This window comes from Streptomyces sp. SS7 (genome assembly GCF_037993025.1).
In the GTDB taxonomy this organism is placed as follows: Bacteria; Actinomycetota; Actinomycetes; order Streptomycetales; family Streptomycetaceae; genus Streptomyces.
This window is the reverse complement of record NZ_CP141223.1, coordinates 7,679,936-7,706,855: the sequence shown is the minus strand read 5'-3', so window position 1 is coordinate 7,706,855 and position 26,920 is coordinate 7,679,936. Positions and strand designations below refer to the sequence as shown.

The 26,920-nt window shown below is 73.2% G+C and carries 26 protein-coding genes and 1 pseudogene; 15 read left to right on the top strand and 12 right to left on the bottom strand.

All coding sequences use genetic code 11. The annotated features are described in order from the left end of the window. Positions 1–53: 53 nt before the first annotated feature. The 3 genes from U5640_RS35385 to U5640_RS35375 all read right to left on the bottom strand — a co-directional run bounded on the left by U5640_RS35385 (position 54) and on the right by U5640_RS35375 (position 4,660). A complete protein-coding gene (locus tag U5640_RS35385) occupies positions 54–2,294 on the bottom strand; it encodes a molybdopterin oxidoreductase family protein (RefSeq protein ID WP_340381839.1) in 2,241 nt (746 codons plus the stop codon). Between the two features lie 1,104 nt (positions 2,295–3,398). Further along, positions 3,399–4,016, bottom strand: a complete 618-nt coding sequence (locus U5640_RS35380; RefSeq protein ID WP_340381837.1) for a TetR/AcrR family transcriptional regulator — start codon at positions 4,014–4,016, stop codon at positions 3,399–3,401. Between the two features lie 119 nt (positions 4,017–4,135). After that, positions 4,136–4,660, bottom strand: a complete 525-nt coding sequence (locus U5640_RS35375) for a hypothetical protein (RefSeq protein WP_340381835.1) — start codon at positions 4,658–4,660, stop codon at positions 4,136–4,138. A 207-nt stretch (positions 4,661–4,867) separates the two neighbouring features. Here U5640_RS35375 and hmgA point away from each other — a divergent pair, with 207 nt between their 5' ends. The 3 genes from hmgA to U5640_RS35360 are packed head-to-tail and all read left to right on the top strand — an operon-like array spanning position 4,868 to position 8,148. Continuing rightward, positions 4,868–6,226 carry a homogentisate 1,2-dioxygenase gene (gene hmgA, locus U5640_RS35370; RefSeq protein ID WP_340381833.1) on the top strand — a complete coding sequence of 453 codons (1,359 nt, stop codon included), beginning with the start codon at positions 4,868–4,870 and terminating at the stop codon, positions 6,224–6,226. Next, complete coding sequence (locus U5640_RS35365) at positions 6,223–6,984, top strand: GntR family transcriptional regulator (RefSeq protein WP_340381831.1); 762 nt, start codon at positions 6,223–6,225, stop codon at positions 6,982–6,984. Before hmgA ends, U5640_RS35365 begins: the two co-directional genes overlap by 4 nt. Before the next feature lie 12 nt (positions 6,985–6,996). Beyond that, entirely contained in the window at positions 6,997–8,148 is a 1,152-nt protein-coding gene (locus U5640_RS35360; RefSeq protein ID WP_340381829.1) for a type ISP restriction/modification enzyme, read from the top strand. A 73-nt stretch (positions 8,149–8,221) separates the two neighbouring features. On the opposite strand, the gene U5640_RS35355 is transcribed toward U5640_RS35360, so the two are convergent. Next, positions 8,222–8,935 (bottom strand): TetR/AcrR family transcriptional regulator, encoded by a 714-nt coding sequence (locus U5640_RS35355; protein WP_340381827.1) that lies wholly within the window; start codon positions 8,933–8,935, stop codon positions 8,222–8,224. A gap of 63 nt (positions 8,936–8,998) precedes the next feature. Here U5640_RS35355 and U5640_RS35350 point away from each other — a divergent pair, with 63 nt between their 5' ends. The 3 genes and pseudogenes from U5640_RS35350 to U5640_RS35340 form a co-directional block, all read left to right on the top strand. After that, on the top strand, positions 8,999–9,949 hold the full coding sequence (locus tag U5640_RS35350) for an ATP-binding cassette domain-containing protein (protein WP_340381825.1): 951 nt from the start codon (positions 8,999–9,001) through the stop codon (positions 9,947–9,949). Further along, positions 9,946–10,728 carry an ABC transporter permease gene (locus U5640_RS35345; protein WP_340381823.1) on the top strand — a complete coding sequence of 261 codons (783 nt, stop codon included), beginning with the start codon at positions 9,946–9,948 and terminating at the stop codon, positions 10,726–10,728. Before U5640_RS35350 ends, U5640_RS35345 begins: the two co-directional genes overlap by 4 nt. 61 nt (positions 10,729–10,789) lie before the next feature. Then, positions 10,790–10,936, top strand: a pseudogene (locus U5640_RS35340) (CoA transferase); the annotation flags it as partial. A gap of 9 nt (positions 10,937–10,945) precedes the next feature. On the opposite strand, the gene U5640_RS35335 reads toward U5640_RS35340, so the two are convergent. From U5640_RS35335 to U5640_RS35325, 3 genes are all read right to left on the bottom strand, one after another. Then, positions 10,946–11,209 carry a hypothetical protein gene (locus U5640_RS35335; protein WP_340381821.1) on the bottom strand — a complete coding sequence of 88 codons (264 nt, stop codon included), beginning with the start codon at positions 11,207–11,209 and terminating at the stop codon, positions 10,946–10,948. Between the two features lie 126 nt (positions 11,210–11,335). Further along, the gene (locus U5640_RS35330) at positions 11,336–12,157 is read right to left on the bottom strand and encodes an anti-sigma factor (RefSeq protein WP_340381819.1); all 822 of its coding nucleotides are present in this window, start codon (positions 12,155–12,157) and stop codon (positions 11,336–11,338) included. Beyond that, a complete protein-coding gene (locus U5640_RS35325; RefSeq protein ID WP_067250736.1) occupies positions 12,154–12,696 on the bottom strand; it encodes a sigma-70 family RNA polymerase sigma factor in 543 nt (180 codons plus the stop codon). The genes U5640_RS35330 and U5640_RS35325 overlap by 4 nt, the downstream gene beginning before the upstream one ends. Positions 12,697–12,909: 213 nt before the next feature. On the opposite strand from U5640_RS35325, the gene U5640_RS35320 reads away from it, so the two are divergent. From U5640_RS35320 to U5640_RS35305, 4 genes are all read left to right on the top strand, one after another. After that, positions 12,910–14,433, top strand: a complete 1,524-nt coding sequence (locus U5640_RS35320) for a DUF4331 domain-containing protein (RefSeq protein WP_340381814.1) — start codon at positions 12,910–12,912, stop codon at positions 14,431–14,433. A gap of 188 nt (positions 14,434–14,621) precedes the next feature. Beyond that, positions 14,622–16,205 carry a tetratricopeptide repeat protein gene (locus tag U5640_RS35315; protein WP_340381812.1) on the top strand — a complete coding sequence of 528 codons (1,584 nt, stop codon included), beginning with the start codon at positions 14,622–14,624 and terminating at the stop codon, positions 16,203–16,205. After that, a complete protein-coding gene (locus tag U5640_RS35310; protein WP_340381810.1) occupies positions 16,202–17,950 on the top strand; it encodes a nickel transporter in 1,749 nt (582 codons plus the stop codon). The genes U5640_RS35315 and U5640_RS35310 overlap by 4 nt, the downstream gene beginning before the upstream one ends. 60 nt (positions 17,951–18,010) lie before the next feature. Beyond that, positions 18,011–19,606, top strand: a complete 1,596-nt coding sequence (locus U5640_RS35305; RefSeq protein WP_340381808.1) for a serine/threonine-protein kinase — start codon at positions 18,011–18,013, stop codon at positions 19,604–19,606. On the opposite strand, the gene U5640_RS35300 is transcribed toward U5640_RS35305, so the two are convergent. After that, positions 19,607–20,413 (bottom strand): SGNH/GDSL hydrolase family protein, encoded by an 807-nt coding sequence (locus U5640_RS35300; RefSeq protein ID WP_340381806.1) that lies wholly within the window; start codon positions 20,411–20,413, stop codon positions 19,607–19,609. 202 nt (positions 20,414–20,615) lie between these two features. Between U5640_RS35300 and U5640_RS35295 the strand changes: the two genes are divergently transcribed. Both U5640_RS35295 and U5640_RS35290 read left to right on the top strand, forming a co-directional pair. Then, positions 20,616–21,710 carry a DUF5925 domain-containing protein gene (locus tag U5640_RS35295; RefSeq protein ID WP_340381804.1) on the top strand — a complete coding sequence of 365 codons (1,095 nt, stop codon included), beginning with the start codon at positions 20,616–20,618 and terminating at the stop codon, positions 21,708–21,710. Positions 21,711–21,728: 18 nt separating this feature from the next. After that, positions 21,729–22,505 (top strand): DUF72 domain-containing protein, encoded by a 777-nt coding sequence (locus tag U5640_RS35290; protein ID WP_340381802.1) that lies wholly within the window; start codon positions 21,729–21,731, stop codon positions 22,503–22,505. 8 nt (positions 22,506–22,513) lie between these two features. Here U5640_RS35290 and U5640_RS35285 read toward each other — a convergent pair whose 3' ends face one another. Continuing rightward, positions 22,514–22,882, bottom strand: a complete 369-nt coding sequence (locus tag U5640_RS35285) for a GntR family transcriptional regulator (protein WP_340381800.1) — start codon at positions 22,880–22,882, stop codon at positions 22,514–22,516. Positions 22,883–22,955: 73 nt separating this feature from the next. Here U5640_RS35285 and U5640_RS35280 point away from each other — a divergent pair, with 73 nt between their 5' ends. Both U5640_RS35280 and U5640_RS35275 read left to right on the top strand, forming a co-directional pair. Continuing rightward, entirely contained in the window at positions 22,956–23,885 is a 930-nt protein-coding gene (locus tag U5640_RS35280) for a GNAT family N-acetyltransferase (RefSeq protein ID WP_340381798.1), read from the top strand. Next, positions 23,866–24,378, top strand: a complete 513-nt coding sequence (locus tag U5640_RS35275; protein ID WP_340381796.1) for a DUF402 domain-containing protein — start codon at positions 23,866–23,868, stop codon at positions 24,376–24,378. The genes U5640_RS35280 and U5640_RS35275 overlap by 20 nt, the downstream gene beginning before the upstream one ends. 11 nt (positions 24,379–24,389) lie before the next feature. Here the strand turns inward: U5640_RS35275 and U5640_RS35270 are convergent, their stop codons facing one another. Beyond that, positions 24,390–24,983, bottom strand: a complete 594-nt coding sequence (locus tag U5640_RS35270) for a class I SAM-dependent methyltransferase (protein ID WP_340381794.1) — start codon at positions 24,981–24,983, stop codon at positions 24,390–24,392. 159 nt (positions 24,984–25,142) lie between these two features. Between U5640_RS35270 and U5640_RS35265 the strand changes: the two genes are divergently transcribed. After that, positions 25,143–25,277 (top strand): hypothetical protein, encoded by a 135-nt coding sequence (locus tag U5640_RS35265; protein WP_133913577.1) that lies wholly within the window; start codon positions 25,143–25,145, stop codon positions 25,275–25,277. A gap of 16 nt (positions 25,278–25,293) precedes the next feature. On the opposite strand, the gene U5640_RS35260 is transcribed toward U5640_RS35265, so the two are convergent. Then, on the bottom strand, positions 25,294–25,743 hold the full coding sequence (locus U5640_RS35260) for a GNAT family N-acetyltransferase (protein WP_340381789.1): 450 nt from the start codon (positions 25,741–25,743) through the stop codon (positions 25,294–25,296). Positions 25,744–25,946: 203 nt separating this feature from the next. After that, the gene (locus tag U5640_RS35255) at positions 25,947–26,816 is read right to left on the bottom strand and encodes an alpha/beta fold hydrolase (RefSeq protein WP_340381787.1); all 870 of its coding nucleotides are present in this window, start codon (positions 26,814–26,816) and stop codon (positions 25,947–25,949) included. Positions 26,817–26,920 lie beyond the last annotated feature (104 nt).

Below are 26,920 nucleotides of genomic sequence, written 5' to 3'. Positions count from 1 at the left end.
CAATTGGCGTTAACAAGACGTTGACGTGCGAGCAATAAGCGCAATATTCCAGGTCACGGCGTTGTGACGAGCGCGGCGACCTCGACGGGCACGCCGTTGAGGACCGCGTTGCCCGACAGCGGGTCCAGCAGGCTGCCGTCGAGGAGCTGGTTGACGTTGACGCCGGGGTCCGTCGCGGCGTGGCTGAGCCGGGTGCCGGGCCGGTCGTGGCCCCAGCCGTGCGGCAGGCTCACCACGCCCCGGCGCACGCCCTCGGTGACCTCGGCCGGGGCGGTGACCTCTCCCCCGGCGCCCTTCACCCGGACCTGGGCCCCGTCCCGGACGCCCAGCCGGTCGGCGTCCTCGGGGTGGATGTGCAGGGTGCAGCGGTTGGTGCCGCCGGTGAGGGCGGGGACGTTGTGCATCCAGCTGTTGTTGGAGCGCAGATGCCGGCGGCCGACGAGGAGGAGTCCGTCGGGCCGTTCGCGCAGGGCGGCGGCGAGCCGGGGGAGATCGTCGGCGATCGGCCGGGGCAGCAGCTCGATCCGGCCGCTCCTGGTCCGCAGGCCCTGCGGCAGGCGCGGGCGGAGCGGGCCGAGGTCGATGCCGTGCGGGTGCTCCAGGAGGCGGGCGAGGGTCAGTCCGTCGGGGTCGGCGCCGAAGCCGTCGCCGTAGGGGCCGAGGCGGAGCATCAGGTCGAGCCGGCGTTCGGGGCCGGTCTCGCCGGTGAGCTGCCCGGCGAGTTCCCGGGGGTCGCGGCCGTGCACGGGCGAGTGGGCCTCCGCGACGGCCTTGCCGAGGGTCTGGCCGATGACCAGGTCGTCCACGGCGGACGGGTCGGCGCCGTGCATGCCGGTGGCGGCGAGGACCAGCCGGGCGAGGATCTCGCTCTCGGCCATGCGGCCGGGCTCCAGGGGGACGGCCGGGGGCGAGTAGCGGACCTGGTTGCGCACGGCGAGGGCGTTGAACGTGAAGTCGTGGTGCGGGCTCTGGGCGGGCGGGGGCGGCGGCAGGACGACGTCGGCGTGGCACGAGGTCTCGTTGAGGTACGGGTCGACGCTGACCATGAAGTCGAGCGCGCCGAGCGCCTTGTCGAGGCGGTTCCCGTCCGGGGCGGACAGCACCGGGTTGGCGGCCACCGCGATGAGCGCGCGGATCGGCTCGCCCTCCTCGGTGGCGGTGTCGATCTCCTCGGCGAGCGCGGAGAGCGGGAGTTCGCCCTTCGCCTCGGGGTGGCGGCTGACGCGGGAGTGCCAGCGGCCGAGCTGGAAGCCGCGGCCGGGGCCGGCCGGGCGGGGTGTCCGGTCCGTCGCGGCCAGCGGGAAGAGGGCGCCGCCGGGCCGGTCCAGGTTGCCGGTGAGGATGTTGAGGACGTCGACGAGCCAGCTGCCGAGGGTGCCGAAGGGGACCGTGCAGCTGCCGATGCGGCCGTACACGGAGGCGGTGGGGGCGGCGGCCAGTTCCCGGGCGAGGGTCCGGATGACCGGGGCCTCCACGTCACAGGCGAGGGCGACCGCCTCGGGGGTGAACTCCCTTACGGCGTCCCGCACTTCGTCGACCCCTTCGACGTGCGGCGCCAACTCCCCCAGGTGTACGAGGTCTTCCTCGAAGAGCGTGTACGTCATCGCCGCGAGGAGCAGGGCGTCGGTACCGGGCCTGATCTCGATGTGCCGGTCGGCGAGTTTGGCGGTGCGGGTGCGGCGCGGGTCGATGACGGTGAGGGTGCCGCCGCGGGCCTTGAGCGCCTTGAGCTTGCCGGGGAAGTCGGGGGCGGTGCACAGACTCCCGTTGGACTCCAGGGGGTTGGCGCCGATCACGAGGAGATGGTCGGTGCGGTCCAGGTCGGGGACGGGGAGCGCGAGGGCGTCGCCGTAGAGCAGTCCGCTGGAGACGTGCTTGGGCATCTGGTCCACCGTGGAGGCGGTGAAGACGCTGCGGGTGCCGAGTCCGGCGAGCAGCACGGGCGGGTAGAGGGCGCCCGCCACGGTGTGGACGTTGGGGTTGCCGAGGACGACCCCGACGGAGTGCGGCCCGTACTGCTCGACGACCCGGCGGATCCCGGCGGCGACGGCGTCGAAGGCCTCCGCCCAGCCGGCCTCGCGCAGCTCGCCGTCCCGGCGGACGAGCGGGGTGCGCAGCCGGTCGGGATCCCCGTCCACGGCACCGAAGCTGGCGCCCTTCGGGCAGATGAACCCCTTGCTGAACACGTCCTCCCGGTCACCGCGGGCCCCGGTGACGGAGCTCCCCTCGACGGTGAGCGTGAGCCCGCAGGTGGCCTCGCACAGGGGGCAGATTCGCAGGGTGGTGCGGGACACGGGTCCTCCAGGGGGCGACGGTGCCTTCTCCCGGGCGAGCATACCGACCGGTATGCGCAACGGCGAGAGCCCGCCCCACGGAGAGGTGAGGCAGGGGGACGAGGGGGGCCGCCGGATGCGACGCGGTGGGGCCGGACGGGGCACGGGCTGAGCCCGGCCCGGTCGGGGCTGGCCTGCGGCGCGGGCCGGTCTGGGCCAGGACCGGCCCGGCACGGTGACGACCGGGCCAGGCGCGGGACGGTCCGCGCCCGGCCCCGCGCGGTGGGGCTGAGCCATGCGCGGCGGCACGGCACGGCGGGGGCGCGCCCCAGCTCGCCCCCGGCCGGCGCCGGCACAGCGCGGTCCGGCGCGGCGCGGCTCGATCCGGGGGCTGCCCGGCCGACACGGCTCGGCGCGGGCTGGGCCCGACGCGGCCCGACAACCGGGCTCGGCCCCGGTGGGGCGGCGTGGCGCTGGGCGGGCTCGGCCCGGCTTGGCCGACTCGGCACGGCCGACTCGGCACGGGCTCGGCCTGGCGCCACGCGGCACAGGCCCGGCGCGGCGCGGTCCGGCGCGGCGCGGCTCGAACCGGGGGCTGCCCGGCCGACACGGCTCGGCGCGGGCTGGGCCCGACGCGGCCCGACACCCGGGCTCGGCCCCGTTGGGGCGGCATGGCGCTGGGCGGGCCCGGCCCGGCTTGGCCGGCGCGGCACGGCCGACTCGGCACGGGCTCGGCCTGGCGCCACGCGGCACAGGCCCGGCGCGGCGCGGTCCGGCGCGGCGCGGCTCGAACCGGGGGCTGCCCGGCCGACACGGCTCGGCGCGGGCTGGGCCCGACGCGGCCCGACAACCGGGCTCGGCCCCGGTGGGGCGGCGTGGCGCTGGGCGGGCTCGGCCCGGCTTGGCCGACTCGGCACGGCCGACTCGGCACGGGCTCGGCCTGGCGCCACGCGGCACAGGCCCGGCGCGGCGAGGGCTGGCGCGGCGCGGTCCGGCGCGGCGCGGCTCGAACCCGGGGCAGTGCGGCCGACCCGGTCCCGGTCGGCAGGCGGAGGCCCAGCGCGGCCCGGCTTGGCGACGGCGCAGCCCCACCCGGCCGAGCTCGGCACGCCACGACTCAGTGGTTTAGTCCAGTACGCGGCCCAGATACGCCCGTAGCAGCTCGCGCATCTCCGCGATCACCTTCGCGTCGCCCTCCGGGTCCACACGGAAGGCCAGCTGGACCAGGGTGTCGGCGGTTTCGACGGCGATGAGGAAGGTGCGGCGCAGGTCGTCGTCGGGGGTGCGGTCGAGGTAGGCGGAGAGGAGGTCGGTGAGGCGGTCGGCGACACGGTGGTTGGGTTCGGCGTGCCGGACGCCGACCGGGATCTGGTTGCCGAAGTCGACGAGGGAGAAGCCGGGCGCGGTGCGCTTCATGGCCAGGTACTCGTCGAGCACGGCGTCCATGGCGGCCCGCCAGTCACCGTGCCGGGCCCCCTGCAGCCGCTCGGTGACCCGCTCGGACCAGCGCTCCAGGTTGCGCTGGGCCAGGGCGTCGGCCATCTGCCGCTTGTTGCCGAAGAAGCGGTAGACGGAGCCGATGGGCACGCCGGCGCGCTGGGCGACGGCACGCGTGCTCAGGTCGTCGTAGCCGACCTCGTCCAGCAGGTCGGCGCACGCGTCCAGGATCCTGGTCAGCCGTTCGGCACTGCGCCGCTGGACCGGCGCACGACGGAGCGATGTCGCTTGGGGCACGGACTTCATGATGCCTTTCCGTCGGGGCCTGGTGGAACCTCACCCCCTCGGTACGGAGAAAGGTGGCCGGTCGGTCGAGGTGCGCACACCGTGCGGTCGGCGTGGCTCGGCCTGCGCTCACCCCGCGTTCACGGCGCCCCGGACGGGGACGGCGAGGGCTCCGAGACCGTGATGTCGGCCGTGCTCTCCACGGGCTTGGCGTCGACGGCCCAGACCGTCCCGTCGTCGGCGTACAGCCGCGCGGTCACCTGGTGGGTGCCGTGCGGGAGGTAACCGGCCGGGATGCGGTAGGCCGGGGTGCGCAGATCGGCCACGGGCTGGCCGTCGACGAAGAGCCGGGCGGTGCCGCGCCCGGTGACCGCCCCGGCCCGCGCGCCGGACGGCGAGAGGCGGAAGCCGGTCAGCCGCAGCCGGACGTCCCAGCTGCCGTCACTGTCGGGCTGGACCTCGACGCCCACCCGGGGCGCCCCCTTCTTGTCCACCTCGCGGTAGTGACGCCCGTCGGCGTCCGTGTCGTCCAGGACCTTGCCGACGGGCGAGGGCGACACCACGGTCCCCCGTTCCCGGACATCACCGGACCCGCAGCCCACGGCTCCGGCCAGCGGCAGGACACAGACCGTGAGCGCGACGACGGCTGCGCGCTTCCCCGACATGCCCGGGAGATTAGAGCACCTGTCCGACACGCGGATCCCCCTGGGGTCTGGTTCTGGCCGGGCGTGATCGTCCTCAGTGAGGAGGAGCGGCGGACCTCTTGCGTCCCCGAAAACGCAATCCTACGGTGATGCAGAGGAATCGGCCGGGCAAGGAACCGCCACGCCAGGAACCGCCACGCAAGGGCACCGCCACGCAAGGGAGCGACGATGAGCAGCGGGGACGCACGCAAGATCGCCGAGGGACTGTCCTACCTCTCGGGGTTCGGCAACGAGCACGCCTCCGAGGCGGTGCCGGGCGCTCTCCCCGAGGGCCGGAACGCACCGCAGCGCGCCCCGCTCGGCCTGTACGCCGAACAGCTCAGCGGTACGGCCTTCACCGAGCCGCGCGCCCGCAACCGCCGCTCCTGGCTCTACCGGATCCGCCCCTCGGCCGCGCACCCGAGCTTCACCCGCTCCGACCACGGTGATCTGCGGACCGGGCCGTTCACCGAGACGGTCCCCGACCCCAACCGGCTGCGCTGGGACCCGCTGCCCGCACCGGCCGACGGCACCGACTTCCTCGCCGGGCTGTGGACCCTCGGGGGCAACGGCGACGCGGCCCAGCGCACCGGCATGGCCGTGCACCTCTACCACGCGAACGCCTCCATGGACCGCGTCTTCGGCGACTCCGACGGGGAGCTGCTGATCGTGCCCGAGCGGGGCGGGCTGCTGCTGCGCACCGAGTTCGGGCTGCTGCACGCCGAGCCGGGCGACGTGGCGCTGATCCCGCGCGGGGTGCGCTTTCGCGTGGAACTCCTCGACGCCTCCGCCCGGGGATACGTCTGCGAGAACTACGGCGCCCCCTTCCACCTCCCCGACCTCGGCCCGATCGGCGCCAACGGACTGGCCAACCCGCGCGACTTCCGCGCGCCCGTCGCCGCGTACGAGGACGTCGAGGGCCCGGTGGAGGTGGTGAACAAGTTCTGCGGCAACCTGTGGCGCGCGACGTACGACCACTCGCCGCTCGACGTGGTCGCCTGGCACGGCAACCATGTCCCGTACGTCTACGACCTGCGCCGTTTCAACGTCATCGGCACCATCTCGTACGACCACCCGGACCCGTCGATCTTCACGGTGCTCACGTCCCCGTCGGACACCCCGGGGCTGGCCGGGGTCGACTTCGTGGTGTTCGCGCCGCGCTGGCTGGTGGGCGAGGACACCTTCCGGCCGCCGTACTTCCACCGGAACGTGATGAGCGAGTACATGGGACTGATCGAGGGCGCGTACGACGCGAAGACGGCCGGAAAAGGCGGCTTCGTGCCGGGCGGCGGCTCGCTGCACAACATGATGTCGGCGCACGGCCCGGACCGGGAGACCTTCGACCGGGCGAGCGCCGCCGAGCTGCGCCCGCAGCGGGTCGACGACGGCCTCGCGTTCATGTTCGAGACACGGTGGCCGCTCACCCTCACCCCGCACGCGGCCGGCGCGGACCATCGGCAGCGGCGCTACGACGACGTGTGGCACGGCCTCGAACGTCACTTCCGCCCCTTGCACCGGCCCGAGCCGACCGGTACGGATGGCCCGTGACCTCCTTCGCCCCGGACTCGATCGTCCTCAACCGCAAACTGCCGCTCTGGTACCAGGTGTCGCAGTCGCTGCGCGCCTCGATACTCGGCCGCTCGCCCCGCGACCCGCTGCGGCTGCCCACCGAGGAACGGCTGGCCGAGCACTACGGGGTGAGCGTGCTGACCATGCGGCAGGCACTGAAGGAGCTGGAGGACGAGGGGCTGATCACCCGGCACCGGCGGCGCGGCACGTTCATCGAGCCGGACGTGCGGCGGGGCGCGCCGGTGCGGCTGCTGGGTTCGGTCGACGCGATCGTGGCCCAGCAGTCCGGCATGGCGACCCGGCTCCTCGCGCACGGACGCGGCCCGGTGCCGGCCGAACTCGCCGAGCACTTCCCGGACCTGGCCGAGGTGGCGACGTACCACCGCCTGCGCGGCGACGAGACGACGGGCGAACCCACCAACCACGCCCGCAACTACGTCCGTCCCGAGATCGCCGCCCGGATCGACCCGGAGGACCTGGTGCGCTGGCCGATGACCAAGGTGCTCAGGAACGTCGTGGGCGCGGACATCGCCCGTATCACCGACACCGTCGAGGCCCGGCTCGCGGACCCGGAGACCGCCCGGCTGCTCCAGGTACCGCTGTTGAGCCCGATCCTGCACTACACGGGCGTCACCTACGACGGCGACGGGCGGGTCCTCGACACGGCCGTCATCCACTACCGGGGGGACCGTTTCTCCTTCACGGTCACCCTCGACGCGACGCTCGACACGGCCTGAGCACCCCGTACCATGCCCAGCGTGACGCACGACGACGCTCCGCGGCTGGCGGACCTCATGCCGTGGTCCGTCGCACCGCCGCGGCTCGGCCGGGGGTGGCCGACGGCCGCCGACCCGGCTTCCCTGAAGGCCCGCTGGGAGACCCTGATGACGGCCCGGGGTCCGGAGCGCGAGGCCCTGTTCGAGCCGACCCGCGCGCGCACCCTGCACACCGCGGTCGGCCGGCTCCCCGGCGGTGGCGGCGGCACCGAACGCCTCGTCCGGGCGTCCGGCCCCTGCGCGGAGCCGGTACGGGTGCTGGCCGCCCCGTTCGACGAGCAGTGGCTGATCCCCGACCACCGGCTGATCGACGCGGCCCGCCCCGAACTGTGGCGGGTGGCGGACGAACGGCAGGTGTTCGTGGTGGAGACCCCCGACCTTCCGACGGCCCCGCTCCTCGCCACCTCCCTGCTGCCCCTGCTCCGGCCGGGCCGGGTCCGTCCGCTGTACCGGCGCCCGGGCGGCAGGGAGCCGAATCTGACGCCCCGGCTCCTCGACCACCTGGGCCACTCCCCCGATCCGGTGGACTTCCTGGCCTGGACCCTGACTGCGGTCCGCCCCGATCTCACCGTCCCGCTGCCCCGGGACCCCGACGTGTGGGCCCGGGGTGTCGAGGCGGGCCGGCGGGCGCTGTGGCTGCTGCGCCGGGACGGCGAGCGCCCCAGGCTGCCCGGCGGCCGCCGCCCCTACGTCCGCGCCCCGCTCCCGGCCCGGCCGCTGACCCTCCTCTACGACCGTGACGAGGAGGCCCTCCATCTCGACGAAGGCCGGATCTCGCCGGTCCCGCCGGAGGCCTGGGACTTCGAGACCGGCGCGGGGGTCCGGGTGCTGGAGCGGTGGTTCACGGCCCGGACGGGCGAGAGCGCCGCGCCGGGCACGCTGGCGGCGATCCGTCCGGCGGTCTGGCAGCAGACGTGGACGTCCGAACTCCTGGAACTGATCACGGTGTTGGCGCTGCTCGCCGAAGTACACGCGGAACGGCGGGAGATGACCGTGCCGGATCAGGTCACGACCGGGGAGCTGCGAGCGGCCGGCGTGCTGCCGGTGCCGGACTCCGCCCGGCGCCCCGCCTCCGTGCTGGACCACCAGGAGGAAGGCCCCGAGGGGCAGTTCGCACTGCTGTGACACCGGGGACGACCCCACACGCCCGAACCCTCAGGCACCCGCACCCGCACCCTCAGCATCCGCGGACGAACCCTCAGCCCGGCGGAGCGAACGCGTCCAGCACCCTGTCCACCGCGAACCCGAAGACCGCCTCGAGATCGATCGGCCCCGGGTCCTCCAGGAACGCAGCGGCCATCCGCGGATACGCCCCGCTCGCCACCTGGCTCCCCAGGTAGCCCATCCGCACCGCGTGCTCCTGCTCCTCCGACCACGGCAGGGACCGGGCGCGCTCGGCGGTGGCCAGCTCATTGACGACGTACATCGTCACCACACCGTTGATCATGCCGACGAGCTGCATCTTCACGCCGTACGTCGTCTCCAGCGGATCGAGACAGGCCAGGCAGTGCTCCAGGTACCGCAGCGCATGCGGGCTGAATCCGTACACCGGGGACATGAGCCTCGGCAGCCAGGGGTGCCGGTGCATGAGGGCGCGGGTGTCGTCGGCGACCCGGCGCATGTCCGCCCGCCAGTCCCCGCTCGGCTCCCACTCCTCGTGCTCGCCGCTGACCGCGTCCACCATCAGCTCGTACAGGTCCTCCTTGCGGGGGACGTAGTTGTACAACGACATGGTCCCGCAGCCCAGTGCGGCGGCGACATGCCGCATGGAGACCGTGTCGAGCCCGCCCTCGTCGGCGATCCGCACCGCCGCCGCGGCGATGTCGGCACGGCTGTACGCGGGCCTCGGCCCCCGGCCCGTCCGCTCGGGACGGGCCCAGATCACTTCGGGTACGGCCGCTCGGCCCGCCATCGGTCATCACCTCGCCCACCATCGTAGTTACGTACACCGTACGTAGTGCGCTATGGTCGCCTCATGACAACTACGTACGGTGTACTTAGTGAAGGTCTGGAGAAGCGGTTCGGCGAGGTGCAGGCCCTGCGCGGCCTGGATCTGGCCGTGCCGCGAGGGACGGTCTGCGGGATCCTCGGGCCGAACGGGGCAGGGAAGACGACCGCGGTACGGGTGCTGACCACGCTGCTGCGTCCGGACGCGGGGTCGGCCCGGGTCGCCGGCCACGACCTGGTGCGGGAGGCGGCGGCCGTCCGCCGCGCGATCGGCGTCACCGGTCAGTACGCGTCGGTCGACGGGGACCTGACCTGTCGGCAGAACCTCCGGCTCTTCGCCCGGCTGCACCGGGTGCGCGGCCCGGCCGCACGCGCGGACGACCTCCTCGCCCGCTTCGGCCTCACCGAGGCCGCCGACCGCGCCGCCTCGGCCTGTTCCGGCGGAATGCGCCGCCGGCTCGACCTGGCCGCGAGCCTGATCCGCCGTCCCGAGGTGCTGTTCCTGGACGAGCCGACCACCGGCCTCGACCCGGCCTCCCGCAACGGCATCTGGGACGCCGTGCGCGAACTGAAGCGGGACGGCACCACGGTCCTGCTGACCACCCAGTACCTGGAGGAGGCGGACCGGCTCGCCGACGACATCGTCCTGATGGAGCGGGGCCGGGTCGCCGAGACCGGCTCGCCCGCCCAGCTGAAGGCGCTCCTCGGCTCCTACGCCGAGGTGGTCGTCGCCGACCGGGGGGAGCTGGCGCGGGCCGCCGCCGTCCTCGACCGGCTCACCGGTGCCGAACCGTCCTTCGACCACGACCGGGGCTCCGTCGGCGCGGTCTCCCGCGACAGCACGCTGACCCTGCCCCGGCTGGTCCGCGAACTCGACGCGGCCGGCGTGCCGTTGCTGGACGCCCGTCTGAAACCGCCCACCCTCGACGACGTGTTCCTGCGCCTGACCGGCGACCGCGGCGGCGAGGAGGCCGCATGAGCGCGCTGGCCCACGACGGCACGGCCATGCTGGGACGACAGCTGCTGCGGGTGCGCAACAACCCGGCGCTGGTGATCCTGACCCAGACCATGCCGATCACGATGCTGCTGTTCTTCGGGTACGTCTTCGGCAGCGCGCTGGCGATGCCGGGCGCCGCGTACCGCTCCTTCCTGGTGCCGGGCCTGCTGGTGGCGACCGCCGCCAACGGCATCATGACCGGGATGTTCCAGGCGGCGCAGGACGTCCACCGGGGCGTGACGGACCGGCTGCGCACCCTGCCGATCAGCCGGGCGGCGGTGCCTCTGGGGCAGGCTGCGGCCGATGTGCTGGTCACGGCGGCGGGAACGGTGCCGTTCCTGCTGGTGGGACTCGCGGTCGGCTGGCGCGTGGAGGGGTCGGCGGCGGAGGCCGCCGGCGCGGTGGGGCTGCTGCTGCTGTTCCGGTTCGCGTGCACCTGGGCCGGGATCTTCCTCGGACTGCTCTCGCGCAGCGAGGAGGCGGCCGGTCAGCTCGGCAGCGCGACCTTCATGCTGCCGCTGCTGTCCAACGCCTACATCCCCACGGACAACCTGCCGGGCTGGCTGCGCACGCTCGCCGAGTGGAACCCGCTCAGCGCGGTGACCACGGCCCTGCGGGAGCTGTTCGGGAACGCGCCCGTGCCCGAGGGCGCCGCCTGGCCGGTGGCGCATCCGGTCGCCGGGTCGCTGCTCTGGTGCGCGGTGCTGCTCGCGGTGTTCGCACCGTCGGCCGTACGGCGCTACGCACACCCCCACGCCTGACCGGCCCGGGATCGGCGGCGGGGAGGGATCGCCGGGCGGGCCGTCGGGGGGTGCCGTGCCACTGCCTCCGATCACACTGCCGGGCGGGTCGGAGGCGGGGAAGGGGGACGTGCCCGCGCTCGGGGAGCACACCGAAACGCTGCTGCGTGCCGCGGGGATGACGGACGAGGAGATCGCAGCGCTGCGCCGGGACGGTGTGGTCCGCTGAGCGCGGGTCTCAGTGCCTGTGTCCGCCGAACAGGGAGCGGCGCAGCCGTCGCAGGGGTGCGAACAGCGAGACGCGGGCCGTCCTGTTGCGTGCGTGAGCGGGTTCGCGTGCGGTCAGTTCGAGCATGAGCGAGGTCGCCTCGACCGTCTCCCGTTGCGGTATGGCGGGACCCGCCAGTACCGAGAGATGGCGGTCGAGCCGCGCTTTGGTCGCGCTGCTCCCGCAGGTGATCGCAGGGACCCTCGCCCTGCTGCGCATCGTTATCTGTTCCATGTCACTCCCCACCCGTACGAGTCCACCCGGCCCGGGCAGGGTAACCCTATCGCTCCGTCCGGGCACGCGTGTATCGAGCTCTCAGGAATCACCTTCCCCGTAAGGGGGTTGACGTACCCTTTTCGATCACTCTCCGAATCCGACCGATTTCAGGGTGAGTTGGACAATGGGCTGGCTGGTGGGCTGAGCTGAGCCCCCGTCGGGTTCCACCGTCACAGCGAGTGATGTCGCGGTCCTGTCGAGACCGGTCGCGACCAAGGGCGTGTCGCCCTCGAAGAGCCCCAGGGAGCGCGGTTGCACACGGGGGCGCATGAGCCAGAGCTGGTGCACCCGCCCGCCGGCCGGCCGGCCGTATCCGCTCAAGGTGATGATCGCCTCCCCCTCGGATGCGGAAGCGATTACTCCGATACTGCGGCCCTCGGCATCCGTGCCCGTGTTCGCCCGCGCGTCCGGAGCTGCGAGAACGTGGGCGATCTCACGTGCCTGGGCGCGCTCGGCGTTCAGCTGGTCCTGGGTGCGGTTCGCCTGGACCCCGAAGAGCGAGGCGACGACGAGCGCCGCGGCGGCGGTGGCCGTGGCGAACGGCACGAACACCGGTCGGCGCGTGCGAGGCGCACGGGAGCGTCCGGGTGCCGGCCGCGTGCCCCAGACGTGTGGGGGCAGTTGGGGCTCGTACGCCCGCACCGGCGTACGCCCGGGCTCCTGCGGGGTGGCGCGCGCGGCGGCCAGCACCCGGTCGCGCATCGCGGCCGGCGGCGGCGCCGACTGGGACCAGGCGAGCCGGACGGCGTCCTCGGCCAGCGCCCGCACCTCGGCGGCGCAGCGGTCGCACTTGTCGAGATGCTTCTCGAAGCGGCGGCGCTCGTCCGGCTCCAGGGCGTCCAGGGCATAGGGCGCGGCCAGCGAGTGCAGGTCACCCCGCCCGAACAGTTTTCCGAACACACTCACGCGGCGCCTCCCAGACAGTCCCTCAGCCGCGTGAGTCCGTCGCGCATCCGGGTCTTCACCGTGCCGAGCGGCAGCTTCAGCCGGTCGGCGACCTCACGGTACGTGTAGCCGTCGTAGTAGGCGAGGGTGACCGACTGCCGCTGGAGATTGGTCAGCCGGCCCAGACAGCGCCGCACCAACTGGCGCTCCAGGCCCGCCTCGACCTCCTCCGCCACCTGGTCGAAGGCCGGGTCGTGGTAGCGCCGGCCCTCCCGCTGCTCGCGGTCGGAGGCGGCGCGGGCGCTGCGCACCCGGTCGACGGCGCGCCGGTGGGCGAGCGTGAGGATCCAGGACAGGGCGCTGCCCCGGCCGGGGTCGTAGCGGGCGGCGGAGCGCCAGGCCTCCAGGAGCACCTCCTGCGCGACCTCCTCGGACTGGGCGGGGTCACGCACGACCCGGCGCACCAGACCGAACACCGGCCCGGACACCAGACCGTACAGCTGCTCGAATGCCCGGTGATCCCCGCCAGCGACGAGCACCATCAGCTCGTCCGCCTCCATCCGGTCCCCCTCTCCGCGGCCGCACCCGGGCCGTCCCGTCACACCAGGCATTCGCAACGGACACACCTCCGTCTGGGATACGGATCCGAGCGCCCGAAACGCGGGTCGAGCAGAGAAAAAAAAGTTTTTTGTTTTCGACCAATCCGATCGGCCGTCCGGTCCGTATCACTGTCCGTCAGGCAAGTTGGCACAGAGGACGGACGGCAGGACGGCATGACTGCAGGTATCTCCAACAGCGGCTCGGGACGCAAGGGCGTCGCGACTCTCATTTGTGGGGCGCTCGCCGCCGGGGGGCTCACCGCCGCCGGCGTGGCCGTTCTGGCTCCCGGAACGGCGAACGCCTCCAGCCACCGCGAGGCTCCCCTCATCTCGGGGACCCCGCAGTACGACAACACGGACTTCTACGCGTTCGTCAGCCCGGACCACCCGAACACCACGACGATCATCGCGAACGTCATCCCGTTCGAGGAGCCCGGTGGCGGCCCGAACTTCTACCAGTTCGCCGAGGACGCGCAGTACGACCTGCGCATCGACAACAACGGCGACGCGAAGGAGGACCTGGTCTTCCGCTACACGTTCAAGACGAACGTGAAGAACCGGAAGTCCTTCCTCTACAACACGGGTGTGGTCGACAGCCTGTACGACCCCGACCTGAACGTCACCCAGACGTACGACCTGACCCTGATCAAGGAGAAGAACGGCAAGGTCGAGCACGAGACCAAGCTCGCGGACGACGTGCCGGTGGCACCGTCCAACGTGGGCAAGGCCTCGATGCCGAAGTACTCCAAGCTGCGCGACCAGGCGATCTACAAGCTGTCCAACGGCGCCAAGACGTTCGCCGGACAGGCCGACGACCCGTTCTTCGCCGACCTGCGCGTGTTCGACCTGCTGTACGGCGGTGACCTCTCCGAGGTCGGCCGGGACACCCTCAAGGGCTACAACGTCAACACCATCGCCCTCCAGGTGCCCAACGACCTGATCACCGAGTCGAAGAACCAGCCGATCGTCGGCATGTGGTCGACGATCCAGCGCGAGAACGCGCAGGGCTACTACGAGCAGGTCTCGCGCCTCGGCAGCCCGCTGGTCAACGAGGTCGTCAACCCCATCAAGGACAAGGACAAGTTCAACGCGTCCAAGCCCAAGGACGACGGCCAGTTCCTGAAGAACGTCACCAACCCCGAGCTGCCGAAGCTCATCGAGGCGATCTTCAAGATCAAGGCTCCGGCCGAGCCGCGCAACGACCTGGTCGACGTGTTCCTCAAGGGCGTCAAGGGGCTCAACCAGCCGCCGTACGTGACGCCGTCGGAGGAGCTGCGCCTCAACACCTCCATCCAGCCGGCGAAGAACCCCAAGCGGCTCGGTGTGCTCGACGGTGACAACGCGGGCTTCCCGAACGGACGCCGCCTCACCGACGACGTGATCGACGCCTCGCTCCAGGTCGTTGAGGGTGAGCTGGTCGGTTCCAAGAACGACCTCGGTGACGCGGTCGACAAGAACGACAAGCGGTTCGAGAACTACTTCCCCTACATCGCCCTGCCGACCGCCGGTTCGCGCGGCAAGACCGCGAAGAGCGGCGCCGACACCAAGAGCGCCCTCGGTGACGGTCTCACCACCACCTCGCAGAACACCCCGCTGATCGCCGCGTCCGCGGGCGCCGGCGCCGCGGGCATCCTCCTCATCGGCGGTGCGCTGATGTGGTGGCGCCGGATGCAGCGTCCGTCCTACCGCCGCCACTGAGGCACCGGCCGGACCCCACGCCCGGCGGGCCGCGGAGAATCCTGCGCTCCCCGGCCCGCCCCACTCCCCCCACGAACTGGCGCGGCCCGCGTACTCATCCCCCACGGCGCGGGCCGCGCCACCCCCTCCCCCCCCCACTTCCCCCCACACCCGCAGGCCGATCCACCCCAGGCGATCTAGGAGAGGGCATGTCCCCGCGTACGAACGACGGCGAACCGGAGCACGGGCGGCCGGAATCCGGACCCATGTCCGAGGACGCCGCCGAGGTCGACATCGACCGGGGCGCGACCGCCGCCGACGTCCCCTCCAGTGCCGCGACCCCCGCCGCCGGAACCGATGGCCGCACCGCGTCCGGTGCCGGGCCGGCCGACGGCACCGGAGCCGGAGCCGACGTGGTCGATGAGCGGGTGGCCGCCGTGCGGCGGGTCGGTGCCGCCGGCCGGCGCTGGCGACGGGTCCAACTCGGCGCCTGCGCCGCCATGATGGCGGTGGGCCTGACGGCGGGCGCCGTCGCGGTCGGTGCCGTGCGGGACGGCCGGGCTCCCCACGTGGCCACCGCCGCCGCCGTGTCCCCCGGCCTCCTCGCGAGCGGGAACCTCGACACAGCCATCGCCGCGCTCCAGACCCATCTGCGCGCCCAGCCCAAGGACTACGGCAGCTGGGCCACCCTCGGACTCGCCTACGTCGAGCAGGCCCGCACCAAGGGCGACCCCTCCCGCTACCCCCAGGCCGAACAGGCCCTGAAGCGCTCGCTGTCCCTGAAGAAGGACAACGACGCGGCGCTGGCCGGCCGCGCCGCGCTGGCCGCCGCCCGCCACGACTTCGCGGGCGCGCTGACGTACGCCGACAAGGCGCTGAAGGAGAACCCCTACAGCGAACGCGCGCTGTGCTCCCGTATCGACGCCCTCGTGGAGCTCGGCCGCTACGACGACGCCGGGCAGGCCGCGAACCTCGCGGACCAACGGCGCCCCGGCGTACCGGTGTTCACCCGCTACGCGTACGTCCATGAACTCCGCGGCGACGTCACCACCGCCCGCCGCGTCCTCGAACGGGCGCTCTCCGCGTCCACCACCCCCGGCGACATCTCCTACGTGGCCGCCCAGCTCGGCCAGCTCGCCTGGAACCAGGGCCGCTACGAGGAGGCCCTCACCTACTACGCCCGCGCCCTCGCCGCCGACGACACCTACCTCCCCGCGCTGGAGGGCCGGGCCCGTGCCCAGGCCGCGACCGGACAGCGCGCCGAGGCGATCAAGGGGCTGGAGACCGTCGTCGCCCGTTACCCGCTGCCCGGCCCGCTCGTCGCCCTCGGCGAGCTGTACGAGGCCCGCGGCGCGCAGGGCGACGAGGAGAAGGCGCAGAACCAGTACGCCCTGGTCGACGCCTGGACGGCGATCGCCCGCGCCAACGGCGTCAACGTCGACCTCGACACCGCGCTCGCCGCCGCCGACCACGGGGACCGGGCGACCGCCCTGCGCGCGGCCCGGGACGACTGGTCCCGCCGGCACACCGTGCACACGGCGGACGCCCTCGCCTGGGCCCTGCACGTCAACGGCAAGGACGCCGAAGCCCTCGCCTTCGCCCGGCAGGCCACGGCCACCGGTTACCGCAACGCGAGCTTCCTCTACCACCGCGGGGTGATCGAGAAGGCCACCGGGAACCCCGACGACGCCCGTACCCATCTCGCCGCCGCGCTGAAGCTGAACCCCGGCTTCTCCCCGCTGGGCGCCCGCGAGGCCCGTACGGCGCTCAAGACGCTGGAGGCGGACAAGTGAGGACCCGTCGTCTGTTCGCCTCCTGCGCGGCCGTGTTCACGGCCGGCGTCGCGCTCGCGCTGGCTCCTTCCACCAGCGCGAGCGCGCACCCCCTCGGCAACTTCACCGTCAACCGCTACGACGGTCTCGTCGCCGCGCCCGGACAGCTGCGCGTCGACCATGTCGAGGACCTCGCCGAGATCCCGGCGACCCAGGCCAAGCCGGATCTGAAGCGGCTCGGCACCACCGAGTGGGCCCGGCAGCGGTGCGCGAGCGCCGCGAGCGGCAGCAGGCTCACCGTCGACGGCGAGGCCGTCCCCCTCACGGCCGGCCGCAGCAAAGCGGTGCTGCGGCCGGGCCAGGCCGGGCTCAACACCCTGCGGGTGGAGTGCCGGCTGACCGCGGAACTGCCCGAGAAGCGGACGTTCTCCCTCTCCTTCCACAGCGAGGGCGCCTCGACCGGCCCCGGCTGGCGCGAGATCACCGCGCGCGGGGACCGGATGACGCTGACCGGGTCCGACGTACCGCGGAAGTCGGTGTCGGACGAGCTGACCACCTACCCCAAGGAACTGCTCTCCTCGCCCGCCGACACCGCGACCGCCGCGCTGACGGTCCGCCCCGGCGGCCCGGCGCTGGCCGCGGACGACGACCGGGACGCGCCCGCCGCGTCGGTCCTCCCCCGGGGCGCCGACCGCTGGACCCGGGCCCTCGACAACCTCGTCGCCCGCCAGGACCTCACCGTCGGCTTCGGCGCGCTGGCACTGGTGATCGCCGTCGTCCTCGGCGCGATGCACGCGGTCGCGCCGGGCCACGGCAAGACCATCATGGCCGCGACGGCGGCCGCCCGCGGCGGCAAGGCCCGGATGAAGGACGTCCTGCCGCTGGCCGCGTCGGTCACCATCACCCACACCCTCGGCGTCGTCGCCCTCGGCCTGCTCGTCACCGCCGGCTCGGCGGCGGCCCCGTCGGTGATCGCCTGGCTGGGCCTGGCGAGCGGCGCCCTGGTGCTCTGCGCGGGCGTCACCCTCGCCCGCCGCGCCTGGCGCAACCGGGGACCGGGGCACGGGCACAGCCACGGCGGGCACACCCACAGCCACGGCCCCGACGGCGGCCACACGCACGGGCACGACCACGGCCATGACCACGACCACGACCACGACCACGACCACGACCACGGTGGTCCGCACGACCACTCCCCCGCCCCCGACCGCGAGCTCGTCCTCGCCGGAGCCCCCGCCGCCCGCGCGCACAGCCTCACGGAGAAGGCCCCCGCGCACCACGACCACGACCACGACCACCACGCGGAGCACACGCACGACCACGACCACGACCACCAGCACGAACACGCGCACGGCCACAGCCACGCGCACGGCGGTCACACGCACACCCACGGCGGCCACACCCACACCCATGAGGTCGCCCCCACCCTGCGCGGCACGATCCTGCTCGGTTTCGCCGGCGGCATGGTCCCCAGCCCCTCCGCCGTGGTGGTGCTGGTCGGCGCCGCGGCGCTGGGGCACGCGTGGTTCGGGCTGCTGCTCGTCGTCGCGTACGGCGTCGGCCTCGCACTGACGCTGACGGCCGCCGGCTTCGCCGTGGTGAGGCTGGGGGCCGGGGCGACCCGCCTGCTGGACCGCCGGCCGAGCTGGACGACCCACCCGGTGCTGACGCTGGTCCGCCGCAACCTGCCCGTCTGGTCCGCGCTGCTCGTCATGGCGCTCGGGGCCGGACTGGTGCTCAAGGGGGCCGCATCCGTACTCGGCTGAGCTACGTTTGTGGGGTTGCGGAGGATTTCGCCCGGATGCGATGTGCGAATGGGGGACGCCGTGTCCGAAGAACCGGGCAGTGAACGTCTGATCGCGGGCCGCTACCGTCTGCTGACCCCGCTCGGCGAGGGCGGCATGGGGACGGTGTGGCGGGCCCATGACGAGGTGCTGCACCGTGAGGTCGCCGTCAAGGAGGTGCGCGCCCCGGCGGGGCTGGCGGCCTCGGACGTCGAGCGGATGTACGCCCGCCTGGAGCGGGAGGCCTGGGCCGCGGCCCGGGTCGCCAACCGGAACGTCGTCACGGTGTACGACGTGGCCGTGCAGGACGGGCGCCCGTGGATCGTCATGGAGATCGTGCGCGGGATCTCCCTGGCCGAGCTGCTGGACGCCGAGGGGCCGCTGGAGCCGGCACGCGCGGCGCACATCGGCGCGGAGGTGCTGTCCGCGCTGCGGGCCGCGCACGAGGCCGGGGTGCTGCACCGCGATGTGAAACCGGCCAATGTGCTGATGTCGAACGACGGCCGGGTGGTGCTCACCGACTTCGGTATCGCGACCGTCGAGGGCACCTCCGCGCTGACCATGACCGGCGAGGTCATCGGCTCCCCCGAGTTCCTCGCGCCGGAGCGCGCGCTGGGGCGCACACCGGGTCCGGAGTCGGATCTGTGGTCGCTGGGCGTGCTGCTGTACGCGGCGGTCGAGGGGAACTCGCCGTTCCGGCACGACACCCCGCTGAGCACCCTGCGCGCGATCGTGGACGAGGAGCTGCCGCCGCCGCGGCGGGCCGGTCCGCTGGCGCCCGTGATCGAGGGGCTGCTGCGCAAGGACCCGGCGGAGCGGCTGCCGGCCGAGCAGGCCGAACAGGATCTGCGGCTCGTCGCGGCCGGGGGCAGCCCGCGCCCCGGCACGCTCCGCTCCGCGCCGTACGCGCCCTACGCGCCGACCGTCTCGACGCCGCCGACCCCGGTCGAGCCCTACCGCCAGGAGGCGCCGCCGCCCGCCCCGTCGTGGGCGGACACCGGGGCGGACCGGGAGGAACGGGGGCGCAACCGCACGGTGTTCGTCGTCGGCGTGCTGGTGCTGGCGCTCGCGGTCGCCGGGCTGACGTACGGACTGCTGAACCGGGGAGACGACGACAAGGGCGGCAGCGGGGCGGCCACCGGCGGCCGGACGCAGGGGCTGAGTTCCACGCCGTCCCCGGGCAGGAGCAGCGCGGCGTCGAGCGATGCGGCGAGCCCGAGTCCGAGCGCCTCGTCCGCCGCGCCGCAGCAGACGGTCTCGGTCTCGGTCACCGGTGCGAACACGGACTACCGCGGTTCCTGTCCGCCGCCGAACGACTCCGCGCCGGCCTTCACGGCCACGATCACCGTGGGGCGGCTGCCCGCCACGGTGACCTACCGGTGGGTGGCGAAGGACGGCGACCTGTCCGGCCAGACCTGGAAGACGCTCGACTTCCCGTCGGGGGGCGGGAAGTCGAAGCAGGACAAGGTGGTGCTGTCGACGTACGCGGAGAGCGGGACGTACGAGAACGCGATCCGGGTCGAGGTGAGCGATCCGGTGAAGCAGACGTCCGCGTACGTGCCGTTCTCGGTCACCTGTGAGACGGAGACCCCGACGGGCGGGGCCTCGCCCCCGCCCTCTCCCTCGCCCAGTGAGTGATCAGGCCGCGCTGTTCAGTACCGGCAGGTAGCCGCCCGACTGCCCGGAGGCGGTCGGGTGGTAGGACTCGCCGATGTCGAGCAGGTTGAGGCTGTGCAGCCAGGAGCTGCCGGAACAGATCTCGTGGCCGCTGAACGTCGTACGGACGTCGCCGAAGGTGAAGCCGTGCGCGGCGGCGCGGCGGGCGACGGCGGCGTCGAGGTAGTCGGCCGCGTTGTTGATGGCGGAGCGCTTGGTCTCGGACAGGCCGAGGCAGACCGTGCCGAGCCGGTAGAAGCGGGGGTAGCCGAGGACGACGACCTCGGCGGCCGGGGCCTTGGAGCGGATGGCCGAGTAGACGGCGTCGAGTTTGCCGGGCAGGGTCGAGTCGACGTACGCCCGGGCGGTGTTGATGCGGCTGACGCAGGTGCTGTCGGAGCTGGTGACACAGGTCGTCATGACGTCGGCGAAGCCGGCGTCGTTGCCGCCGACGCTGATCGAGACGAGGCCGGTCGAGGAGCTCAGGCCGCCGAGCTGCTGGGCCAGAACTTCATCCGTTCGGGCGCCCGAGCAGGCGGCGAAGGTGAACGACGACGGTGCGTGGGCGGCGTTCCAGAGGTACGGGTACGCCTTGGTGCTGCGCTTGCAGCTGCCGCTGGAGCTGATGTAGCTGCCCGCGCCGACTCCGGAGGAGTAGGAGTCGCCGAGCGCCACATAGCCCCCGCTCGCGGCGAGTTGGGACGCGTGGGCGGCGCTCGCCCCGGTGAGGGCGGCGGTGCCGGCGAGGAGGAATGAGCTCAGGAGTACGACAAGTCGGGAACGTCTCATGGAACCTCCCTTAGCAGGATCTCTGCCACAACGTTCGTACCAACTACGCGTGTTGACGGGAAGTGTCCATGCCAAGACTTTTCGGGCGCCTCGTCACCGTCGGCGCGCGGGCGCGTTCCCCGGCTGCCGTGCATCGCCGACACGCCGCGCGCACACCGGAAACCGGGTGCACGAGGCGGCCCCGTGCCGGATCATGGCGAGCATGTCCGCGCACCCGCACGACGCTCTGCCGATCCGGCTCACCGTCGACGACTCCGACTCCCCGTCCGATGTCGTCGACGCGCTGTTCCTCGGGCGCTTCGCGACGGGCGAGCAGCCGTACTCGCACGCGGTGAACATCGACCGCGTGCGCTCCGGCGCGACCCTGCTGCCGCCGCAGGCCCGTGTGCTGCGCGTGGCCCGCGACGACGACCGCAGCGCAACCCTCGCCGAGGGCGAGGGCTGGACGCTGCTGGTCTCCCGCTGGAACCGCGGCGCCGACGTCACGGTCACCGCGACCAGCGCCGAACTCGCCTCCACGGTCCTCGACGAGGCCACCGACGGGGCGGCGGACGAGCCCGAACCCCAGCCGGAGAACGTGACGATGGGCTTCTGGTACGTCTCCCCACGGCGCGGCCCGCACCGCACCACCCGTCAGATCGCCGCCGGCACCTGGGAGGAGATCCGCCCCAACTACACGGCCCCCGTCGCCGAGGCCATGGACCGGCTGATGGCGACCACCCCGGACGACATCGCCGGCCGGCTGCTCCTGCTGCACGGCCCGCCCGGCACCGGCAAGACCTCGGCGCTGCGCACGCTGGCCCGGTCCTGGCGGGACTGGTGCCAGGTGGACTGCGTCCTGGACCCCGAGCGGCTCTTCTCCGACGTGGGCTACCTGATGGACATCGCGATCGGCGAGGAGGACGCGGCGGGCAAGGGCCGCTGGCGCCTGCTCCTGCTGGAGGACTGCGACGAACTGATCCGCGGCGAGGCCAAGCACACGGCCGGCCAGGCGCTGTCCCGGCTGCTCAACCTCACCGACGGCCTGCTCGGCCAGGGCCGCAACGTGCTGGTCGGCGTCACCACCAACGAGGACCTGGAGCGTCTCCACCCGGCCGTGGTCCGCCCGGGCCGATGTCTCGCCCGGATCGAGGTCGGCCCGCTGACCCACCCGGAGGCGGTCGGCTGGCTGGGCACCGAGGAGGGGATCGGCCGCGAGGGGGCGACCCTGGCGGAGCTGTACGCGCTGCGGCGGGGCACGTCCCCGACCGCGGTGCCGGAGCCCAGGGGCCGCTCGGACGCGGGGCTCTACCTGTAGAGGTGCTTTGATGGAGGTATGACCCTGTATGTCGGCACGTCCGGCTGGCAGTACAAGGACTGGCGCGAGGTCCTGTACCCGGCCGACGTGCCCGTGCGCCGGTGGCTGGAGGAGTACGCCGAGCATTTCGCCACCGTCGAGATCAACAACGCCTTCTACCGGCTGCCGTCCCGGGACACCTTCCGGTCCTGGGCCGACCGTGTCCCGCCGGACTTCGTGGTCGCGGTCAAGGCAAGCCGCTTTCTGACCCACATCAAGCGGCTGCGCGACCCGGCCGAGCCGGTGCACCGGCTGATGGACCACGCGGCCGGCCTCGGCGCACGGCTGGGTCCCGTGCTGCTCCAGCTGCCGCCGACCCTGCGCGCCGATCCCGAGCTGCTGGACGCCTGTCTGTCCCGCTTCCCCGCCGGCACCCGGGTGGCGGTCGAGCCGCGGCACCCGTCCTGGTGGATCCCGCCGGTCCGCGAGGTCCTGCGGGCCCGCGGCGCGGCCCTGTGCTGGGCCGACGTGCAGTCCCGGCCGGCCACCCCGCTGTGGCGGACCGCCGGGTGGGGCTACGTCCGCTTCCACGAGGGCCGCGCCAGCCCCTGGCCCCGCTACGGCCAGCACGCCCTGGAGAGCTGGATCGACCGCATCGCGACGACGTGGTCCGACCACGACGACGTGTACGCCTACTTCAACAACGACCCGGGCGGCGCGGCGGTCGGCGACGCGGCCCTGTTCGGCAGGACGGCGCTGCGGGCGGGCCTGACGGTGACCCGCACCCCCCGGGCACTGGCCACCCGCTCACGGTGACCCGTCCGTCACCCCTGATAGGCCGCGCGCAGGGCGTCCCGCACCGCGGCCGACGCCTGCTCCTCGGTCAGCCCGAGCCGCACCACCCGCTCGGCGTACGCCTGCGCGGCGAGCGCGGCCTCACGCTCCGCCGCCGAGCCCGCCGCGGCCACGAAGGTCCCGTTGCGCCCCCGGGTCTCGATCACCCCGTCCGTCTCCAGCGCCCGGTACGCCTTGGCCACGGTGTTCGCCGCGAGCCCCAGCGACTCGGCGAGCCCCCGCACGGTGGGCAGCCGGTACCCCACCGGGAGCGCTCCGGACCGGGCCTGCTCGGCGATCTGTGCCCGCACCTGCGCGTACGGCGCGGCGCTCTCATCGATGTGGATCTTCAAGGTCACGGCCCGATTCTCCCTCAGACCGGGCGGAAAATGGGAGGCGCGAGCCTTTCCGCCGCCCGTAGCGTGCGCTCACATGACCGTCATCGTGCGCGATCTGCGCCCCGACGCACCTGCCGAGATCGAAGGCTTCGTCCGGGTCCGGCACGCGGCCCTGCCCTATGTGTTCTTCAGTCCGCAGTCCCTGCGGCACGCCCTGTCCCTCGCGCACCCCCGCGCCCACGCCCGCAAGCTGGTCGCCGAGGAGGACGGCGAGATCATCGGCACCGCCCAGGTGGGCCTCGCCCATGAGAGCCCGGTGCCCGGCCAGGGCTTCCTCAATGTGTACGTGGACCCGGCGCGCACCGGCCGGGGCGCGGGCGCCCTGCTGGTGCGGACCGCCGAGGAGCATCTGGCGGCGCACGGGGCGACGGACCTGTACGCCTGGGTCCTGGACGAGCCCGGCAACCGGGCCTTCGCCGAGCGCCACGGCTACCGGCCCAGCCGCTCGGCGCACTTCCTGCGCCTGGACCTGGCGAATGCCTCGCTGCCGCCGCTCCATGACCCTCCGACGGGCGTCGAGCTGCGCACGGCGGCCGACTTCGCGGACGACCCGCGTCCGCTGTTCGCGCTCGACGCGGCCGTCACGGCCGACGAACCGGGCGACATCGAGGTCGAGTTCACGGACTACGAGGCCTGGGTCGCGGAGAACTGGAACCATCCCCACCTCGACCGGGAGCTGACCTCGGTCGCCGTCGCCGACGGGCGGCCCGTCGCCTTCAGCGTGGCCCACACCGACGGCGCCGGCCGCTACGGCACGGGCATGACCGGCACCGTCCGCGACCAGCGCGGCCGGGGCCTGGCGAAGCTGGTCAAGAACCACTCCCTGCACCGCGCCCGCGCCGCGGGGTACACGGAGGCGTACACCGGCAACGACGCGGACAACGGGCCGATGCTGGCGATCAACGAGTGGTTCGGATACGAGAGGTGCGCGACGGAGGTGCGTCATGTCCGCACGGTCGGCTGACCCGGCCCGTCCGGTGGAGGTCGTCCTGGTCAAGGGCGGCCGTACGAAGATCCGTTACGCGGCGGAGCTGCTGTCGGACGACGGCACGCGCGTCGCCGTCCGCGCCCCCTGGGCCGGGGACGGGGTGCGGGACTTCGGCTTCGTCCGGTTCGAGGCGGGTGACGTCTTCACCGAGTACTACTGGCGGGACCGGTGGTACGCGGTGAAGGAGGTGCGGGCCGCGTCCGGCGCCCTGAAGGGCTGGTACTGCGATGTCACGCGCCCCGCCGTGTTCTCCGGCGGGGAGCGGGGCGAGCTGGTCGTGGAGGATCTCGACCTGGACCTGTGGCGCTCCGCCGACGGCACCGACGTACGGCGGCTGGACGAGGACGAGTTCGCGCGGAGCGGTCTGTCCCGGACCGATCCCGAGGCGGCCGCGGCCGCCGTGGCCGCCCTCGACGAACTGGAGTCGCTGGCCCGCGAGGGCGGCTTCTTCACGGCATTGCGGCACTGAGGCCCGGCGCCTCAGACCGTCGCCACCACCGCGTACCGCTCGTCCTCCACCGGTCCGCCCCACAGGCGCGGGTCGTCCGAGAGCCGTTCCAGGCGGGTGTGGCCGGCCAGCGGGGAGAGGAGGGCGGTGAGGCGGTCCGCCGGTATGCCGGCCGGGGTGAGCGTCCCCCAGACGCCCTCCACGAGGACGAGCCGCCCGCCGGGCCGCAGCAGTCCCCGCCAGTGCCGCAGGGCACGGGCGGTGTCGGGCAGCGCCCACAGCACATGCCGGACGAGCACGGTGTCGAAGCGCCGGTCGCCGACCGGGGGCGCCGCAGCGTCACCGAGGAGGAACACCGCGTCACGTCCGGCGAGTTTGGCGCGGGCCCGCTCGATCATCGGCGCGGACAGATCGACACCGGTGACGCGGTGCCCCTGTTCGGCGGCGAGGAGCGCGAGGCTCCCGGTGCCGCAGCCGAGGTCGAGGACGTCACAGGCGCGGCCCGGGAGCCAGCCGCGCAGCCGCTCCGCCCAGGCGGCCCGGACCTCGGGGTCCCGCAGTCCGTGGTCAGGTTCCTCGTCGAAGTTCGCCGCCTCCGCGTCCCAGTCGACACGCGCCTCAGCCATTTCGTCACCTTTCCACCCGTCTGCCCCGAAGTGACACCTGCCACTGACACTCGAATCGTGACACCCGCCACTGACAGAGCGAGGTTCGATGAGGAACCCTCCCGGAAAGGGTCTACCTCCGTGGGATCACGGAACCCGGTAGCTCTGAAGGAGGCAGCCATGCGCCGCACTACTGTGCAGAAGCCCCTGAAGAAGACGGACTCCCGCCGGATCCGGGAAGAGGCGGACGAGCGCCCCGCCGGGCGCCCCGAGGTGCGAAAGGACATCGCGCGCACCTGGTGGCCGGACGGGTGAGCCGGCCCTGCGCCCCTCAGCCGAGCCGCTTGCGGTAGTGGAGCCGGTCGTAACCGCCGTCGACACGCCGCCCCACCAGCTCGTAGCCGTATCTCGGATAGATCTTCTGGTTCTCCCACATCAGCGCGTTCGTGTAGAGCCTGACCTCGGCCAGGCCGAGCGCACGCGCGTGGGTGTCCACGAAGTGCAGCAGCCGCCGCCCGACGCCCCTGCCGTGGGCGTCGGGGCGGACGGCGATGCTGTCGAGGAACAGATGGTCGGGGAACGCCTCGACGACCACCAGGCCCACCACGGGGTCCCCGGTCACGAACACCTTTCCTGCGGCGACCTCCGCCGCGTGGTCCGCCCGCATGGGCAGCGGCACGACGCCGATGCGCTCGATGTAGGGCGTGTACGCCGCGTCGGTGACCGCCTTCACGGCCGTCACGTCGGCCGCCGTGGCGGGCCGGATGTCCTCGCTCGTCATGCGTTCACGGTAGCTACCTGAGCTGCGGCTCAGCGCTTCCTTAAGGCAGCCCTAAAGATCGCTGCAGGCCTCGCTCGGCAGGCGTTTTCTACGGTTACGTGGTTCCGGCACCCCTCGGCACCGGTTTCCCCTCCGGCTGATCGAACCGGCGGGGCCTGACCGGCGGCTCAGGCCGGACAGACCCCGCCGGGGGACCTTTCGGGTCAGCTCAGCGCGGACGCGCAGGTGGTGGGGGTGGCGCGGGCCGGGTCGAGCGCGTTGGCCACCTCGTGGAAGGCGATCCGGTCGAACAGGCCGATCGCCACGTGCTCGGAGAGGTCGAGCGGGCACAGGTCCTGCAGCAGGACGTTGTGCACGTCGGGTCCGCTGAGGTACTGGCTGCGCCAGGGGGTCGCGACCTCGTCGTACTGGGTGGAGACGACCGTGTAGTGGACGCCGGGGACGGTGTCGCCGCCGGCGTTGAGCTTGGCGAGGAAGGCCGAGCCGGGGATCTGGTCGGCGAGGCCGGGGGTGGCGGCGGAGATGAGGTCCTCGGCGCCGGGGAAGTAGGGCAGCAGGTTGGTGAGGCCGCTGAGGCCGGCGCCGTGGTTGTCGGGGGCGAGGCCGACGAGGGCGTTCACCTTGGCCGCCCCGCCGAGGAACTTCAGGTAGTAACGGGGCATCATGCCGCCCTGGGAGTGGCCGACGAGGTCGGCCTTGGCGGCACCGGTCGCGGAGAGCACCCTGTCGACGAAGGCGGAGAGCTGTTCGGCCGACTTGTCGATGGGGCCGAGGCCGTGGAAGAGGGGGACGCCCGGCAGCTGGCCGTAGTCGAGGGAGTAGACGCAGTAGCCCCGGACCTGCAGGTAGGGGGCGAGGGACAGCCAGTTGTCGACCGAGTTCCCGAGGGTTCCGTGGACCAGGACGACGGGGCGGGGGTGGGCGGCGGAGGGCTTGCAGCTGTAGTCGTTCCAGCCGCTCGACGAGGTCGTGGCGGTGGGGGAGGCGTGGGCGGCGGAGGCGGGGACCGTGGCGGCCGCGGCTGCCAGCAGTAGTGCGGTGAGGGGTCTGAGCAGGCGCTTCCAGGGCAGCATCGGTGGATCTCCTTGCGGCTCAAGGGGAGGTGCGATGGCCGTACGCCCTGTGATCCGGATCACCAGGATGCTGTTCACTCATCAAGTTACGAACGAGTAGCTGA